Genomic DNA, 17,345 nt, shown 5'->3' with positions numbered 1-17,345 from the left:
AATGCCCCACAGTGTAGACCTCTTCTGGTCGTTCAGAAGCCCCTACTCCTATCTCGCCCTGCCGCGTATCTGTGAGATCAGAAATACTTATGATGTCACCGTGAATGTCCGGCCGGTTTATCCCATCGCCGTTCGCAATCCCGGATTTTTCAAGGCGGCCCACCCGCTCTGGATCGACTATCTGATGACCGACATTGCGCGCATTGGCGAGATGAAAGGTATTCCCATTTCATGGCCACGTCCCGATCCGGTGAAAATGAACCGCGAGACGCGCGAGATCCCGCGGGAGCAGCCCTATATCCACCGGCTGACGCATCTTGGCGTTGCCGCGGCGGAGACGGGCGATGGTCTCGCGTTCATCGATGAAGTTTCAAGACTGATCTGGAACGGGGAGACGCGCGGCTGGCAGGAGGGCGACCATCTCGCCAACGCCGCCGCGAAAGCGGGCTTTGATCTTGCGGCGCTCGACCGCCTGATCGCAGCGGATGAGGATCGATATATTGCAAAGGTAGAGGCCAATCAGGCGGCGCTCGAAGCGGCGGGACACTGGGGCGTGCCGACGCTCGCCTATCGCAATGAAGCCTTCTTCGGGCAGGATCGCGTCGATGTCTGCCTGTGGCGGATGCAGCAGAACGGGCTCACGCGGCGCGGCTGACCGTGCCTACTGCCTGCCCGGTTACTGCACCACGACCGACGGCGCATCTTTCTTCTCAACCTCGGAGAACTGGATGGGCGTACGATCGGAACTAGCGACCGGGCTTACCGGCACCATCGCGACGTTGAGCGCAATGATCAGCCCGAGCATCAGGCAGACCACGGTGACGCCGATCTGCTGACGGCGGATTTTGATCGCACGCCACAGCGTGACAATCCTGTTCTCGCGTTCCCGGACAATGCCCATATGTTCATCCCTTTCATATCACCCCGATATGTCGCGTATAAAAGGGAATAATGGCCGCTTAATTTCCAAAAAGTGGCCATTTTATGTCCGCGATGACGCCTCTTAGCGCGTCAGGCTGTAGGAGAGGATCTTATAGGCGAGCTTCGCGGCGAGAAAATTCGGCGCATGCAGCCCTTCGATCGGGGCAAGTTCGTTGACATCGGCACCGACGATTGTGCCGGCCTTTGCGACCGCCTTGATGACACGGATTGCATCGTTCCAGAACACGCCGCCCGGCTCGGGCGTTCCCGTTGCCGGCATCAGTGATCCGTCAAATCCGTCAAGATCGAAGGTGAGATAGACCGGCCGCCCCTTGAAGGGCGCGACGATGTCCTCGAGGTTCCAGCTCTCCCGGTCCTTGCCCCAAAAGATGCTGATGCGGTGCCGGTTGGCGTCAAGAAACGGAATTTCCTCCGCCGAAATATTGCGGATGCCGACGGAGACAATCGGCACGGTCGGGTGATCCAGCACGCGGCGGATTGCTGCCGCATGCGAATAATGCTCGCCGTCATAGCCATCGCGAAGATCGGCATGGGCGTCGAAATGGAGGATGATCAGATCCTCGAATTTTTCAAGGAACGGACGGATGGCGCCCGGCGTGATCGAATGCTCGCCGCCGAAGACGATGGGAAATTTGCCGTCCGCCAGCACCTTGCCGGTCAGGGCGGCAAGTTCGTCGATCGCGGCCTTGATGTTGCTGCCATCGACCGGCTTCTCGCGCAAGGTCACCACGCCATAGTCGCGAAACGGCTCGCACCAGAGATCTTCATCGAACAACTCCACCTGATGGCTTGCCTCGATCATGGCGGCGGGGCCGAGCGCGGTCCCTCCGCCATAGCTGACAGAGCCTTCAAGGCCGTAAGGGATCACCACCGCCCGCGCGGAGTCGTAATCAAACGCCTCTTCTGCGGGCAGCCCGAGAAACCCCTCTTCCGAGGGGAGGATCTCAAATGCTGCGCTCATGGCTTCTGTCCGTTCAGCTTAATCGAAAAGCTTTGCAAATCTGCGCTTCTTGCGCTTCTTCCAACCGCCGCGATGATAGACATCGGAGGCGAGCAGCGGCACGACGGAGGAGGCCTCCGCATAGACCATCTGCTCAAGATTGGTGCTGACCTTGCCCCAGCTCGCCGCTTCCTTCAGCGTCGAGGACGAGCAGGCGCCGTCGCGCACATCCGCCACCGTGAACTGGATGGCGTATTTATGCATATCGACTTCCTTGCCAAGGATTTCCGCACAGACAACGATGTCCTGCGCGAAGTTCTTCGGCACGCCGCCGCCGACCATCAGAAGACCGGTCGCGCCGGCTTCGATCTTGATCTGCGTCAGTTCGCGGAAATCGGCAACGCTGTCGATGCTGAGATATTTGCCCGGGTTCTCCACCTGATGCTTGACGAGGCCGAAGCCTGCCGAGCAGTCGGAGAAGGCCGGAACGAATATCGGCACATCATTGTCGAAGCAGGTTTCGATCAGCGAGTTTTTCTTGACCGCGTTGGTTTTCAGCCACCGCCCCATCTCGCGGATAAATTCGCGCGAGGAATAGGGCCGCGGCTCAAGCTCGTCGGCGATCTGCTTGATCACTTCATCGCAATGCTGCAGCTCTTCCTCATCGATATAGGTATCGTAAATGCGGTCGATATAAAGTGAGCGCAACACGTTGTCATCGACGCTGCTGTCCGCCTGGTAATGGCGGTAGCCCAGCGCCTCAAAGAAATCCATATCGACGATGGAAGCGCCGGTGGACACAATCGCGTCCACCATGCCGAGCTCCACCAGATCACGATAAACATGCATACAGCCCCCGGCGGACGTGGAGCCCGCCAGGGTCAGGATGATGGCGCAGTCTTCATCCTCGACGGCCATGTTGAAGATCTCCGCCGCCCGCGCCAGATCGCGCGAGGTGAAAGACATCTTGCCCATGGCGTCGATGATCGGACGTGCATCGAAAGTCCTGATATCGATATGCTCAACCGTCTTCGAAAGAAGGGCCGCCTTATCGTTGCTTCCGCTGTTTTTTACCATTTTACTGCTTTCACGCTCCTCTGCTGGTCGCTTACGCGACCTCGGCGGCCTGCTCAATCGCCACCATGGTTTCAGAATAGAATCCGTTGAACTTGGTCTGCATGGCATAGCCATACGCGCCAAGGTGGCGGAAAATAATCCAGTCGCCTTCACAGACATCATCCGGCAACGAAAGACTTTCTTTCATCTTGTCCACGCTGTCGCAAGTCGGCCCGTAGAGCTGGAAGAGCGAGTTTTCCGACGGAACATGCAGCCGCCCGGCCCGGTAAAGCTCGACCGGATAGCGCCAGCCGAGCTGCCCGAGATCGAACAGCGAACCATAGTAACCATCGTTGAGATAAAGCGACTGCCCGCGGCGAAGCTCAACCCGCACCGCAACGGCCCCGCCCGCCGCCACAAGGGCCCGGCCGGGTTCGCAAAATACCTCCAGGTCGCCAAAACCGCAGTCCTGCAGGGTCTTTTCGATGGCATCGAAATAGTCCTGCAGCGGCGCCGGATCCATGTCCGGATAGGAAATCGGAAAGCCGCCACCGACATCAATCATGTCGATTTTGACGCCGCACCCGTCCAGCATATTGGCGATATTATAGATGGCATTGGTATAAGCCTCAACCTCCAGACACTGTGATCCGACATGGAAGGTTACGCCCACCTTCTCCGCAATCTGCTGCGCATGGGCGAGCAGAAGCGGCGCTTCCATCAGCGTTGCACCGAATTTGCTGTCAAGCGGGTAGGCTGCGCCGACCTGCGAGACCGCAAGACGCAACATCAGTTTCAGGTCCGTGGCATGGCCCGTTTCCTGTCTGATCTTGCGCAGTTCATCCTGGCTGTCGAAAGCGAAATGCCGGACGCCAAGTTCGTACGCCCGTTTGATCGCCTGCCGACTTTTGACCGGGTGCATGAAGTAAAGCGTTGCCATCGGGAAATCCCGACGCAGCATTTCCACCTCGCGTATGGACGCGACCTCAAAATTGCGCACGCCAGCCGCCCACAGCAGACGCAACAGCGCCGGATGCGGATTGGCTTTCGCCGCATAGAGACATGTACCAGGGAATCCAGTTAGGAACCTGCTGGCCGCTTCTGTAACCTTGTCGATATACAGGAAGTGGACAGCATCATTCGACTGCTCGATTTCAAGAGCTGTCGCTTCGTTTTCATAACGCCGCAAACCGGCTAGGGCTTGCTCGCGTTCAGCGACATAGCCCTCACAATCCTGGAGCAGTTGCAATTCTAATGTTCCACCTGTCTAGTTGTTGAAACCAAGTTGTTCAGCAGCGTCACTAGCAGAAAATTTTCCGCTACGCTACACTAAATATGCATGCGTCAAATGATGTCTTTTTTCGCGATATCAAGTGCGGGAAATGACATTTAGTTTCGGGGGCTTCCGGGGTGTTTCAAGCCTCCGCGAGTGGGGCAGGCAAATTTCGATCGTGGTGCCCGGATTTGGCTTATTACTGGCGATTTTCAGCTTTCCGCCGTGCAGTTCGATAATCGATTTGGCGAGCGGCAGGCCGAGCCCCGTCCCCTCGATTGACTTGGTCAGCGAGTCGCGGGTGCGGCCGAACGGGCGCATCACATTTTTGATTTCTTCGCGGCTGATCCCGAATCCGTCGTCAATCACGCGAATTCGCGCGAAATCTTCCGAATCTATGCAGAAGTCAATTTCGATATTTCCCTTCTCCGGGGTGTACTTAATCGCATTGTTAACGATGTTGATCAGCACCTGTTTTAGCTTGCGCTCATCGGCCCGGAGCCGCGCATCAAGGCTGTCGGACAGGCACACCTCGATCGACTTCTCACGCGCCTTCGCCGCCAGCATCGTGCGCGTCGATTTCACGAGATCAAGCAGGTTGAACTCGGTCTCCTGCAACTCGATGGAGCCGGCCTCGAGCCGGGAATATTCAAGGATGTCGTCAATCAGCGACAGCAGGTGGCGGCCGGAGGCCTGGATATTATCGGCATATTCGCGGTAGCGGCTGTTCGCGAGCGGGCCGAAAATCTCCTTCGCCAGCACTTCCGAAAAACCGATAACGGCATTGAGCGGGGTGCGCAGCTCATGGCTCATATTGGCAAGGAACAGCGACTTGGCGCGCGTCCCCTCTTCCGCCTCGAGTTTGGCCTGCATCAGCTCGCGCTCGAAATTATGCTGCGCGGTGATATCCTGTATGGTGCCGCTCGCCCCGAGAATACGGCCGCTGGCGTCGACATTGACCCGGCCGATCAGTCGGACATTCACGATCTTGCCGGGTTCATGAATAATACGAAAGTCCGCCTGAAACGCCTCGCGCCGCTCGCCCGACTGCTGGAAAACGGAACGCAGCCGCTCCGCGTCATTGCGATGGACGCGGGCAATGAAATTCCCGTACCGCGGCTCGACGGATCCCGGCTCATAACCGAGGATACGGTACACCTCATCGGACCATTCATGTTTCCTGTCGATGTCATTGTGGGTCCAGTTGCCGATATGCGCAATCTCCTGCGCCGCCTCAAGCTTCGCACGGTTTTCCTCGAGCGCCATCTCGCGCTTGCGGATATCGGTGATGTCGTTGCGGATCGAGACCGTGCCGCCCGACTTCATTTTCGTCTCCGACAGGCGGAATATCCGCCCATCGAGGAATTTCTGCTCAATCGGCGCGCCGGGATTGCGATGCGTCGCGATGCGCTCGCGGATCCATTCCTCTTCCCTCCCCGCGGGAATGTTGGGAATGAGCTTCGCTTCAACAGAACAGCGCACCAGCTCCTCGAACGGCACGCCCGGCCGCACCTTGGATGCCAGATCGCGGAACCGGTCGCGATAGGGGCTGTTGCAGAGGTAAAGCCGGTCCTCCTGATCGAAAATCGCGACCGCTTCCGGCATCGATTCGACCGCATCAAGCAGCATGCTTTCGGCCGTCTCGGCGCGGATGATCGCCTGGCTGAGATGGACATTCTGCCGCCGCTGCGCTTCCTCCGACAGCATGCGCGCCTCGATCTCGCTGTTGAGAAGCTCGATAGCGGGCAGCATCCGCACCATTCCGAGCGATATCAGGATCAAGCCGGGAATGAACACGACAAAGCGCCAGATCTCGAGCGCCGATCGCGTTTGAAAGCCGATGTCGATTAACGCCGTTTCACCAACGAACAGCACGGTGACAAGCCATGCAAAGGTCGAAACCGCAAGACCGGAGAGCAGTAATCGCCGGCCCAGCTTGACATGCGTCAGCCGGCTATGTCGCAGCCAGAAAACGGCCAGCATCACCGCAAGACAGGCGAGAATGGCAATATCACTCATCGCTGCCCGCTCCTGTCGGCATCAGGGAATTGAATTTTGTTATATGATCGTGTCAAATCAGCTTCCCGGTTCGTACGCGCATTCGGGCATGCAGAAATTAACAGGAAATTATTGCGCAGACGTTAATTAACAAAAAAATAACAATAATCAGTGCGCCGCTCAGCCGATCTGGAAGAGATTATAAATCTATTTATTATCAAATACTTGCTATTGTGCAGTAGAGAACGCGGCGCAAACCCTGTCAGATAAATTGTCTCAATCGGGCAGGATTGCCGGTAATTTCTTATCGGCTCTTTTGATTTCCCGGCGCATCATTTATATGATCAGCGCTATCAATCAATCGTTTGTCCAGATCAGGAAAGAAACCGCTTTGACATCACGGATCATGATTGTCGGTGCCGGTGTCGCCGGCCTGTCTCTTGCCCAGTGGTTCACGCGTTTTGGCATCGACTTTGAAATTATCGAGCAGAACCCGTCTGAGCGGCGAAGCCCCCACGGCGTCATCCTCCCCTTCAATGCGGTGCGCGAGATCAAGGTGCTCGATTTGCCAGGGGGATTGACAGAGCCCTATTTCAGCGCCTCCAAGGTCAGCTATTGCAGCATAAGCGGGCGGGAGATTCGCTCTGCGGCGCTGACGACCCCTCCCTTTGAAAAGGAGCAGTTCCTCGCGCTCCGCGAAGAGCAGCTCCTGTCCCTGCTGCGCAAGGGACTGGAGAAGAAAATCCGCTACAACACCCGCCTTCTCGAGATCAGCCACGAGGAAGACGGCGTTCGCATCGGCTGTACCAACGAGCTGCTGGATGGGCGGTATGACCTTCTCGTCGCCGCGGACGGCATCGAGTCGCGGGTGCGTCAGAAGAATTTTGAAGGGCAGAAAACCCTCCACGATCACCGCGCGCCCTGCTGGCGGCTCCTGCTGCGTTATCCGGAACACGGGTTGCAGCCGATGCATCTGATCGGTCCCGTGTCGCAATTCATCATCTATCCGGTGAGCGACGATACGCTTTACTGCTATGGCCATGTCCATGAGGATGTGGACGGCGTGCATCTTGCGCGCGGCGCAACGCTTGAGGAAAACGCGACGCTTGGCCCCGATGCAAAGGACAATCTGCGCCGCATTTTTGTGCGTTTCGGCGGGCCGGTACCGGAAATCCTGTCCCGCCTTGGCGATGCGGTCATCGTTCCGGGAAGGCTGCGGTCGGTGAGTGAGGCGTGCTTTTTTGACCGCCGCATCGCCTTTATAGGCGATGCGGCGCACGGCTGCTCGCCGCTCATCCAGCAGGGCATCGCCATGGCGCTTGCCGACAGCCGCTGCCTTGCCGATGCGCTCGCCATGCAGCAGCTCGACCAGGCCCTCCTCACCTATCAGGAGCGACGGGCGGCGCCAACGCAGCGCATCCGCCGGGCCGCCGACGCGCCGCTCAACGCAGCCGCAGGCGGCCAGGGTTGGACGCGGCAGCTTTTCACCGCCCTTCGGCTCCGCCTGCTCGGGCCCGACAATGTGCGGGCCTGGCGGCGGATCGCGAACGAACGCTCCTTCGGGCTTTGAGTTTTACACCGGGCGCCGTGAGCGCCGCGCCGCCTGCTGATATAATTGTGAAGTTGCGTGCGCTTGACCGGTCTCGCATTTTCGCAAATGATAAATATCTTATATTCACCGCTCAAGGCGCGCCGATGCGTTGCAGGTTAGTCTGCCTCATTCTGATGTGTCTCTCCATCGCCGCCGCGCCTGCCGCGGCGACGGAGAGGGTGGAAGTCGGGCTCGAGCTGGTCCTGCTCGCCGATGCGACAGGCTCCATCGACAATGCGGAAATCATGTTCCAGCGCGAGGGCTATGCGCAAGCCATCACCAATGGCGACGTGATTACCGCCATCACCTCCTCCATCTATGGGAAAATCGCGGTCACTTACGTGGAATGGGGCGATGCGATGTCGCAGGATGTCGTCGTCGGCTGGCAGATTATTGACGGGGCGGAAAGCGCCGCCCGGTTCGCCCGCGATCTCATGATCCCGCCGCGCCGGGCGCATGGCTTCAACGCGATAGGCTCCGCCCTTCTCTTTGCCAAGCAGCTGATCGAGGCGAATGAAATCTGGAGCTTTCGCCGCGTCATTGATATCTCGGCCGACAGCGCCAATAACTGGAGCGGCCCGTCAATCGAGGTGGCGCGGGATGCGGTAATTGCGGCGGATATCACCATCAACGGCCTCGCCGTTCTCTGCCGGCACTGTTCGGGGCGGCCGAACAATTATGATCTGGAAGCGGCGTTTCAGGAACTGATCATCGGTGGCAATGGCGCGTTCGTCGTCACCGCGGACAGCCCCGAGACCTTCGCCGATGCTGTCCGCAAGAAGCTGATCATGGAAATTGCCGATATGCCGGCGGACAATCTGCCCGACTGACGCCGCGCCGCCCGCCCGTATCATCGAATCGGCCGGTCGGACGGAACGGCAAATTCGTTGCGTCACGACGTTCACGAGCAATTGACATCGGCTTTCAACTGTTTAAGCTATAATATGACAGGATCGACTCAATTTTGACAATAATTTGAGAATAACTATATGCGTCGAGGAATCTCTCGCGGGCTTCTGGTGGTTCTGATAATTGCCATCGCCGGTGGTGCTTATTATTTCTACAACCAGAACGGCACCTTTTCCACCGACGGGAAGGAAGCAATCGCCTCCGCGCCTCCGGCTGAACGGACCTTCATGGTCGAAGCCTCCCCCGTGGCCGTTGAAACAATCACCGAAACAATCAGTGCGGTCGGAACGTTGCAGGCGAACGAATCCGTCATTATCGCGCCCGAAATTGCCGGGCGCATTGTCCAGCTTCCCTTTACGGAAGGAGATACGGTGAAAGTCGGTGACATCGTCGCGAAGCTCGATGACGATATCCTGCAGGCGGATCTTGCCAAGGCCCATTCCGATCTGAAGCTCGCCGAATCCAATCGCGCCCGTGCGATGACGCTGGCGCAGCAGGGCACCGGCACCCAGCGCGCCAAGGATGAAGCCATCGCCGCCTATGATGTCGCGCAGGCCAACGTCGCCCTCGCCAAAAGCCGCCTCTCGAAAGCCACCATCCGCTCGCCGCTGACCGGCAAGATCGGTATCCGATCCGTGAGCGTCGGCGGCTATGTCAGCCCCGGTGAACGGATCGTCCAAGTCGCCGAGATTGATCCGATCAAGGTGGATTTCCGCGTTCCCGAACTCGCGCTTCGCAATCTTCGCGTCGGCCAGTCGATCATCGTCACCGTCGACGCCTTTCCCGGGCGGACGTTTGAAGGCAAGATCTTTGTGATTGACCCGATCATCGACGCCAACGGCCGCGCGATCCGCCTTCAGGCCCAGATCCCAAATGAAGACGGCACCCTGCTCCCGGGCCTCTTCGCCCGCGTCCAGATTGTCACCGAGCAGCGGGAAAATGCCGTCATTATTCCCGAGGCATCGGTTTTCGCCAACGGCTCGTCGCGCTTCGTCTATCGCCTCGAGGGCGAGCGTGCGGTGCTCACCGAAGTCACGCTCGGCCTGCGTCAGCCGGGCCGCGTCGAGATTGTCCGCGGGCTGCAGCCCGAGGCGATGATCGTGACCGCCGGTCACCAGAAAATCCGCGACGGCAACCGGGTGTCTATTCTGACCCGCGAACAGGGAGCCTGAGATGGGGTTCCTCGAGTTCTTCATCCGCCGCCCGGTTTTCGCGACGGTGATGAGCCTCATTATCGTCATGGTCGGTATTGTCGCCTACAATCGCCTGTCGATCCGCGAGTATCCGAACATTGACGAGCCCATCGTATCGGTCCGCACCGACTATCTCGGCGCCAGCGCGGAGATTATCGAAAGCCAGGTCACGCAGGTTCTTGAAGGCTCGATCGCCGGCATCGAAGGGATTGAAACCCTCACCTCCAGCAGCGAATCCGAGCAGAGCCGCATTACCGTCCGCTTCCGTCTCGGCACCGATCCCGACGTTGCGGCGAGCGATGTGCGCGATCGCGTCTCCCGCGTGCGCGGCCGCCTGCCCAACGAAATTGAAGAGCCGATCATCGCCAAGGTCGAGGCGGATGCGCAGGCGATCATCTATATCGCCTTTACCAGCAGCCGGCACACCCCGCTCGAAATCTCCGACTATGCCGACCGCTACGTGCGGGACCAGCTTCAGAATATCCCCGGCGTTGCCGAGGTCCGCATCTTCGGCGAGCGGCGCTATGCGATGCGAATCTGGCTCGATCGGATGCGCCTTGCCGCCTTCAATCTGACGGTTTCCGATGTCGAGGATGCGCTCCGCCAGCAGAATGTGGAAGTCCCCTCCGGCCGCATCGAAAGCTATGACCGGGAGTTCACGGTCCTCTCGCGCACCGGTCTTGTGACGCCCGAGCAGTTTCGCCGGGTGATCCTGAAAGATCAGGAAGGATATTCCGTCCGCCTTGGCGATGTCGCGAAAGTCGAAATCGGCGCGCGCGATGAGCGGCGCATCACCCGCTTCAACGGCGAGAGCGCGGTTATCCTCGGCATCGTCCAGCAGGCGACCGCCAATCCGCTGGATGTCTCCATCGCCATGAACGAGGTTCTGCCGAACCTGACGCGCGATCTGCCCGAGGGGATGAACGCCAAGATCTCCTATGATAAATCAATCTTTATCGACCGCTCCATCGATGCCGTCTATATGACAATTGCCGAAGCCGTCGGGCTTGTGATGGTCTTCATCTTCCTGTTCCTCCGGACCTTCCGGGCGACCATCATCCCGCTTGTGACGATCCCCGTCTCGCTAATCGGCGCCTTTGCGATCATGAGCCTGCTCGGCTTCTCCATCAACACGCTGACGCTGCTCGCGATGGTGCTGGCTATCGGTCTTGTGGTCGACGACGCAATTGTCGTTCTTGAAAATATCCACCGGCATGTCGAAGAGGGGATGAAACCGCTGCAGGCGGCAATCAAGGGCATCAATGAAATCTCGAGTGCGGTCGTCGCGATGACGCTGACGCTCGCCGCGGTGTACGCGCCGGTTGCCTTCGCGCCGGGGCGGACGGGCAAGCTGTTTGCGGAATTTGCGCTGACGCTCGCGGGCGCGGTGCTTGTCTCCGGCGTGGTCGCGCTGACGCTGAGCCCGATGATGTGCTCGGTCCTGCTGCGCCCGCATGAGAAGCACGGCAAGCTTTACAACGCCTTTGAACGGTTTTTCATCGGTCTCAACAACGGCTATCGCCGGATGCTGGTCGCGTCGCTGAAAATGCGCCCGCTGATCCTGCTGCTGGTCGTCGCGGTGGCGGGATCGTGCTACTTCCTGTTCATCAATCTCAAGTCGGAGCTGGCGCCGATCGAAGATCGCGGCGTTATCTTCACCGCCGGCACCGCGCCGGAAGGATCGACCATCGATTTCACGGCGCAATATATTGCGGATTTCGAAAATCTCCTGAACGCCATTCCCGAGGTTGAGCATGCCTTCATCATTGCCGGCTCGCGCGATGTGAACGAACTGATCTCCTTCTCGCAGCTCAAGCCGTGGGAGCAGCGCGAGCGGACGCAGATGGAAATTCTCGCCGAGCTGCAGCCCAAGCTCTCCAACATCACCGGTGTGCGCGCCTTCGGCAACAACCCCGGCTCGTTCGGCCAGAGCGCGCGCAGCAAGCCGGTTGAATTCGTCATCCAGACCTCGGAAAGCTACGAGCGGCTTGAGGAATACGTCAATAAAATGATGGCGGAGGTCGCGAAATACCCCGGCATCCTCAATCTCGACACCGACCTCATCCTCAACACGCCGCAGATCGAAGTTGAGCTTGATCGCGAGCGGGTCGCGGATACGCGGGCGGGCGTCCTTGCCGTCGGTCGCACCCTCGAGACCCTGCTTGGCGGACGGCAGGTGACGCGTTTCAACGACAGGGGCGAACAGTATGATGTGATCGTGCAGGTCGCCCCCGATGATCGCCGCACGCCGAATGATCTCAATGACATCTATGTCCGCGGTCAGAACGGGGCGATGATCCAGCTCTCCAACCTGGTCAAAGTGCATGAGACGGTCGCGCCGAAGGAGCTCAACCGGTTCAACCAGTTCCGTTCGGCGACGATCACCGGCAACATTGCGCCCGGCTATTCGCTCGGCGAGGCGCTCGATCATATGGAAGCGACGGCGCGGGACATTCTCCCCTCCTCCTACCGCTATGATTTCGCCGGTGAATCGCGCGAATTCAAGGAAGCGGGCAGCAGCCTCCTGTTCGTGTTCCTGCTCGCACTCGTGTTTATTTTCCTCGTCCTCTCCGCGCAGTTCGAAAGCTTCAAGGATCCGCTTTCCATCATGCTGACGGTGCCGCTCTGTATGGCGGGAGCCCTGCTCGCGCTCAATCTCACCGAGGGCACGCTCAATATCTATAGCCAGATCGGCCTCGTGACGCTGATCGGACTGATTAGCAAGCACGGGATCCTGATCGTCGAGTTTGCCAACAGCCTGCAGGAGCATGGCGGACGCAGCGTGAAGGATGCGGTTGTCGAGGCTGCGGTTCTTCGCCTTCGCCCGATCCTGATGACGACGAGCGCGATGGTCGCAGGCGCCATCCCGCTCGCCACCGCCATCGGCGCGGGTGCGCAAAGCCGCCAGGAGATTGGTATCGTCATCGTCGGCGGCATGACCTTCGGGACGCTGCTGACCCTCTTCGTCGTGCCGACCGTCTATACCTACATCGCCCGCGACCGCTCCAAGCTCCGCGAACAGGACACGGCCAAGGAAATTGCGCCCGTCCATTCCCCCGCGGAATAAGCCCGACCCAATGAGACGATACCGGCTACGGCGCCGGTATCGTTTGCTGCCCCGCACCGGCCCCTGCCACCGCCCGCTCCGATTAGCGTTGACGCGCTTCCCCGCGATAGTTACGATTACTTAACTGCATGTAATAAAAGACAGCAACCAAGGGAAGTAACTCAGGATAATCCGCCGTATGCCTGCCGGGCTCCACGAGTATCGTCATCTTAAACTCTCACCTCTCTCGTGCGGCCTCGCGCATACTGCATTCGACTGAATAAATACCTCTGACGTCGCCAAAAGGCCGAACGGCCCTATATGCTATCTCTCGGGATCAATGATCCCCCGCGGCGAATGTCATCGATATGATTTGTGGCTTTCAGAAGGTATTTGCGTATCCGTTCGGGACAGATGATCATCTGTCCCCCGCAGCGGGGAAACAAGCGACGAGAACCGCCGTCGTCAGGTTGCGAGATTGGATATCTCGTATGGAGCCAACCCTCAGAAGTCAGGAAAGATCTCATGATTGCAATGCGAATACTAACTGGCGCGATACTTGTCGTTGCGTCTCTCACCACCTCTGCCATGGCCGACGTCGTGGTCTCCTCGAAAATCGACACCGAAGGGGGCGTTCTCGGCAATATTATTCAGCAGGTGCTGAACGCAAACGGTATCGAAACAACGGACCGCATCCAGCTTGGCGCGACCCCGGTCGTGCGCCAGGCCATTACGGCGGGCGAGATTGACATCTACCCCGAATATACCGGGAACGGCGCCTTCTTCTTTGAGAAAGCCGATGATCCGGACTGGAAAGATGCCGCCAAAGGCTACGAGATGGTGAAAAAGCTGGATTACGACGCGAACAAGATCGTCTGGCTGTCGCCCGCGCCCGCCAACAACACGTGGGGTATGGCGATGCGCAAGGATGTCGCGAACGACAACAATCTCGTCACGCTGAGTGACTTCGGGAAATATGTCACCGGGGGCGGTGAAGTGGTGCTTGCGGCCTCGTCCGAGTTTATCAATACCGCCGGTGCGCTGCCGGCCTTTCAGGCCGCTTACGACTTCACGCTGAAGCCGGAGCAGCTCATCTCGCTGTCGGGCGGTGATACAGCCGCGACGATCGCGGCGGCGGCAAACCAGACGAATGGCGCCAACACCGCGATGGTCTACGGCACCGATGGCGGCATTGCAGCCTCGGGGCTTGTCGTGCTGCAGGACGACAAGAGCGTGCAGCCCGTCTATCAGCCGGCGCCGATCATCCGCGAGGCCGTACTGAAGGAGCATCCCGAGATTGCCGATCTGCTGAAGCCCGTTTTTGCCAAGCTTGACCTTGTGACCTTGCAGGAGCTGAACGGGCGCGTGCAGGTTGGCGGTGAGCCGGCCAAGGCGGTTGCCGAGGATTTCCTCAAGAAGAACGGCTTTGTGAAGTAGGCAACACATCGTTCCCCTCCGGGATGGCGGCGTTCGCCGCCACCCGGGCAGCCGGTTGATGAGGGCGGATGAGCAGTTATTTCGACAAGCTCGGCTTCGTGATCTTCGCGATTGCGATCTATGGTCTCGCGGCCGAGCCCTTTGCAACTTTTCGCGCCAATCGCATCGTTCAGGGCGACGGGCGCTCCGTCCTTGAAGCCCTGCCGACGGTCTCAGGCTCTCTCCTCCTCGCGATCATTGTCATCTCCGCCTGCGTCGCGCTTTTAAAGACGCCGCTCGTGTATCGTTTTGTGGCCAGCATTCTCTCGCTCGGCGCCCTCGCGCTCCTGATCGGCGAAGCGGGAAACTTCCTCACGCCCGACGGCAACAGCTACGCGCGCATCTCGCCGGCATCGGGCTTCTGGTTTCTCATCTTCGCCTTCGCGCTTCTGCTCGCCGACGCCCTCGCCCGCCTCAGGCTATCGCCCTGGATGAAAGTTGCCGCGCTTGGCGTTGCGGCGCTCAGCATCGGGCTGCTCCTCATAAGCGGTCGCTGGGACAGCCTGTCGCTGCTTCATGAGTATAATAACCGCGCAGAAAGCTTCTGGGCGGAGGCGCGCATGCATATCACCCTTGCGCTCGGATCGCTCGCCGCCGCCGTCATCGTCGGCGTCCCGCTCGGCATTCTCTGCTATCGCGTCAAGGCGATCCGAAGCTCCGTCCTCGGCGTTCTCAATATCGTGCAGACAATTCCCTCGATCGCCCTGTTCGGGCTGCTGATCGCCCCGCTCGGCTGGATCGCGCTGCATGTTCCGGGGGCCTACAGCATCGGCATCCGGGGGATCGGCGCGGCCCCCGCCTTTGTCGCCCTTTTCCTCTATTCGCTGCTGCCGGTCACCGCGAATACCGTGATGGGCCTTGTCGGCGTGCCTGCAGCGACGCGCGATGCCGCCCGCGGCATGGGCATGACGGCCTGGCAGCGGCTGCGCGAGATTGAGTTTCCGCTGGCGCTGCCGGTAATCCTGACCGGGGTGCGGATCGTGCTGGTCCAGAATATCGGTCTTGCGACGATCGCCGCGCTAATCGGCGGCGGCGGTTTCGGCGTTTTCGTCTTTCAGGGGATCGGTCAGACGGCGATGGATCTCGTGCTGCTCGGCGCCCTGCCGACCGTCGGCCTCGCCTTCGCCGCCGCCGTCCTTATGGATGCAACAATCGAAATGACCCGCACCAGCGGGCGCAAGGTAACATCACCATGATCGAGATCGACCATCTTACCAAACGCTACAACGGCAAGGCCGCTGTCGATGATGTCTCGCTGGTCATCGAGGCGCACAGCATTACAGCGGTCGTCGGCACCTCCGGCTCGGGCAAGACAACGCTGCTTCGCATGATCAACCGCCTCGAAGAGCCGACAGAGGGCGCGGTCCGCATTGACGGGGTCGATAACCGCTCGGTGCATGGCTATGAGCTTCGCCGCGGGATCGGATACGCCATTCAGGGATACGGACTCTTTCCGCATCGCACGGTGGCGCAGAATATTGCCACCGTTCCGCTTCTGCTCGGCTGGGAGGCGGGCCGCATCAAAGCCCGCGTCGAGGAGCTGCTCGCGCTTTTCCAGCTCGATCCCGCGCTCTACGGCCCGCGCTATCCGCATGAGCTCTCGGGCGGGCAGCAGCAGCGCGTCGGCGTTGCGCGCGGCCTTGCGGCGGAGCCGAACATCCTGCTGATGGACGAGCCCTTCGGCGCGCTCGATGCCATTATCCGGACCAAGGCACGCGAGGATCTGCAGGCGCTGCAAAAACAGCTCGGCATCACCATCATTCTGGTCACCCACGATATTGAAGAGGCGATCCAGCTCGGCGACATGATTGCGGTGATGGATGCGGGTAAGCTCATCCAGTATGCAAGCCCGGCCGATATCCTGACCCGGCCCGCCAATGCTTTTGTCAAAGAGCTTATCGGCTCCGGCGAGCGGCCGTTTCGCCTGCTCTCGCTTCGCAGCATTCGCGAGGTGATAGAGCCCGGGCCGGCGGACGGTGCGCCGCTCAGCGCTAGCATCAGTCAGCGCGACGCGCTTGCCGAGATGCTGTGGTCGGGGCGGCGCGCCCTCCCGGTCGAAGATGCCGCCGGCGCCGCGATCGGCCGCGTCACGCTCGATGCGCTCACCCGGCAGGTTTTGAGGCCATCGTGAAGCATATTATCCCGACGCTTCTCCGGCTTTCGCTGCTGATCTTCTTTGTTGCGTTCATTACAAAGCCTGAGTGGTTCACCTCCCTGCTCGCGCCGCTCGCACCGAACGGGGCGCCGGTCATCTATGAGCGGGACAGCCTCCTCACCCTGACACTGCTGCATATGCGCACGGTGATTATTGCGACCTCGGCCGCGACGGTGCTCGCGCTCGGCCTTGCCATTCTGGTGACGCGCCCCTTCGGGCGGGAGTTTCTTCCGCTGTCGCGCAGTCTCGTCAATATCGGCCAGACATTTCCGCCCGTCGCCGTGCTGGCGCTCGCGGTTCCCGCCTTCGGCTTTGGCGAAAAGCCGACGCTGATCGCGCTCTTTCTCTATGGCCTGCTGCCGATTTTCGAGAATTCCCTGACGGGGCTCACGACCCTGCCGCCGGCGGTGACCGAGGCGGCGCGCGGGGTCGGGATGACGCCCTGGCAACGGCTCATCAAGATCGAGCTGCCGCTCTGCATTCCCGTTATTCTGGGGGGGATCAAGCTCTCGGCGGTGATCGGGCTTTCTACCGCCACCATCGGCTCAACCGTTGCGGCGCGAACGCTCGGCGAAGTGATCATCGCCGGGCTTACCGCCAATAACCTCGCCTATGTCCTTCAAGGGGGGCTGATCGTCTCGGCGCTTGCCGTGCTGATCTATGATGGCCTCTCGCTTCTTGAGAGGCTCGCCGCGCGGCGGGAAAACCCCCCAAAAATAAACCGACCAAAACCCCCGCAGGGAAGAAATTAAGAAAAACGAAAAAA

14 protein-coding genes are annotated in these 17,345 nt (G+C 59.7%); 9 read left to right on the top strand and 5 right to left on the bottom strand.

Features of this window, described 5'->3' with window-relative positions; genetic code table 11:
* Position 1 precedes the first annotated feature (1 nt).
* Positions 2-655, top strand: a complete 654-nt coding sequence (locus tag V7Z56_RS00270; RefSeq protein WP_334127330.1) for a 2-hydroxychromene-2-carboxylate isomerase — start codon at positions 2-4, stop codon at positions 653-655.
* Between the two features lie 21 nt (positions 656-676).
* On the opposite strand, the gene V7Z56_RS00265 is transcribed toward V7Z56_RS00270, so the two are convergent.
* From V7Z56_RS00265 to V7Z56_RS00245, 5 genes are all read right to left on the bottom strand, one after another.
* The gene (locus V7Z56_RS00265; RefSeq protein ID WP_334127329.1) at positions 677-901 is read right to left on the bottom strand and encodes a hypothetical protein; all 225 of its coding nucleotides are present in this window, start codon (positions 899-901) and stop codon (positions 677-679) included.
* Positions 902-1,003: 102 nt separating this feature from the next.
* Entirely contained in the window at positions 1,004-1,903 is a 900-nt protein-coding gene (gene speB, locus V7Z56_RS00260; protein ID WP_334127328.1) for an agmatinase, read from the bottom strand.
* 18 nt (positions 1,904-1,921) lie between these two features.
* Positions 1,922-2,959, bottom strand: a complete 1,038-nt coding sequence (locus tag V7Z56_RS00255; protein WP_334127327.1) for a 1,9-bis(guanidino)-5-aza-nonane synthase — start codon at positions 2,957-2,959, stop codon at positions 1,922-1,924.
* Positions 2,960-2,990: 31 nt separating this feature from the next.
* Positions 2,991-4,187, bottom strand: a complete 1,197-nt coding sequence (locus V7Z56_RS00250) for a type III PLP-dependent enzyme (protein WP_334127326.1) — start codon at positions 4,185-4,187, stop codon at positions 2,991-2,993.
* 120 nt (positions 4,188-4,307) lie between these two features.
* The gene (locus V7Z56_RS00245; RefSeq protein WP_334127325.1) at positions 4,308-6,230 is read right to left on the bottom strand and encodes a PAS domain-containing sensor histidine kinase; all 1,923 of its coding nucleotides are present in this window, start codon (positions 6,228-6,230) and stop codon (positions 4,308-4,310) included.
* Positions 6,231-6,600: 370 nt separating this feature from the next.
* Between V7Z56_RS00245 and V7Z56_RS00240 the strand changes: the two genes are divergently transcribed.
* From V7Z56_RS00240 to V7Z56_RS00205, 8 genes are all read left to right on the top strand, one after another.
* On the top strand, positions 6,601-7,779 hold the full coding sequence (locus tag V7Z56_RS00240; protein WP_334127324.1) for an NAD(P)/FAD-dependent oxidoreductase: 1,179 nt from the start codon (positions 6,601-6,603) through the stop codon (positions 7,777-7,779).
* A gap of 125 nt (positions 7,780-7,904) precedes the next feature.
* The gene (locus V7Z56_RS00235) at positions 7,905-8,630 is read left to right on the top strand and encodes a DUF1194 domain-containing protein (protein ID WP_334127323.1); all 726 of its coding nucleotides are present in this window, start codon (positions 7,905-7,907) and stop codon (positions 8,628-8,630) included.
* A gap of 189 nt (positions 8,631-8,819) precedes the next feature.
* Complete coding sequence (locus V7Z56_RS00230) at positions 8,820-9,881, top strand: efflux RND transporter periplasmic adaptor subunit (protein WP_334127322.1); 1,062 nt, start codon at positions 8,820-8,822, stop codon at positions 9,879-9,881.
* A gap of 1 nt (position 9,882) precedes the next feature.
* Positions 9,883-12,969, top strand: coding sequence for an efflux RND transporter permease subunit (locus tag V7Z56_RS00225; RefSeq protein WP_334127321.1), 3,087 nt, complete (start codon positions 9,883-9,885; stop codon positions 12,967-12,969).
* 504 nt (positions 12,970-13,473) lie between these two features.
* Complete coding sequence (osmF, locus tag V7Z56_RS00220; RefSeq protein WP_443023652.1) at positions 13,474-14,385, top strand: glycine betaine ABC transporter substrate-binding protein OsmF; 912 nt, start codon at positions 13,474-13,476, stop codon at positions 14,383-14,385.
* Positions 14,386-14,453: 68 nt separating this feature from the next.
* Positions 14,454-15,620, top strand: coding sequence for an ABC transporter permease (locus tag V7Z56_RS00215; RefSeq protein WP_334127319.1), 1,167 nt, complete (start codon positions 14,454-14,456; stop codon positions 15,618-15,620).
* Positions 15,617-16,555, top strand: a complete 939-nt coding sequence (locus V7Z56_RS00210) for an ABC transporter ATP-binding protein (protein ID WP_334127318.1) — start codon at positions 15,617-15,619, stop codon at positions 16,553-16,555. The genes V7Z56_RS00215 and V7Z56_RS00210 overlap by 4 nt, the downstream gene beginning before the upstream one ends.
* Positions 16,552-17,331: an ABC transporter permease gene (locus V7Z56_RS00205; RefSeq protein WP_334127317.1), complete on the top strand. Its 780-nt coding sequence runs from the start codon at positions 16,552-16,554 to the stop codon at positions 17,329-17,331. The genes V7Z56_RS00210 and V7Z56_RS00205 overlap by 4 nt, the downstream gene beginning before the upstream one ends.
* The last annotated feature ends 14 nt before the right edge of the window (positions 17,332-17,345 follow it).

The organism is Sneathiella sp. (assembly GCF_036844445.1).
Classification (GTDB): domain Bacteria; phylum Pseudomonadota; class Alphaproteobacteria; order Sneathiellales; family Sneathiellaceae; genus Sneathiella.
The sequence above is the reverse complement of the archived record's forward strand: the minus strand, read 5'-3'. Positions and strand labels throughout refer to the sequence as shown.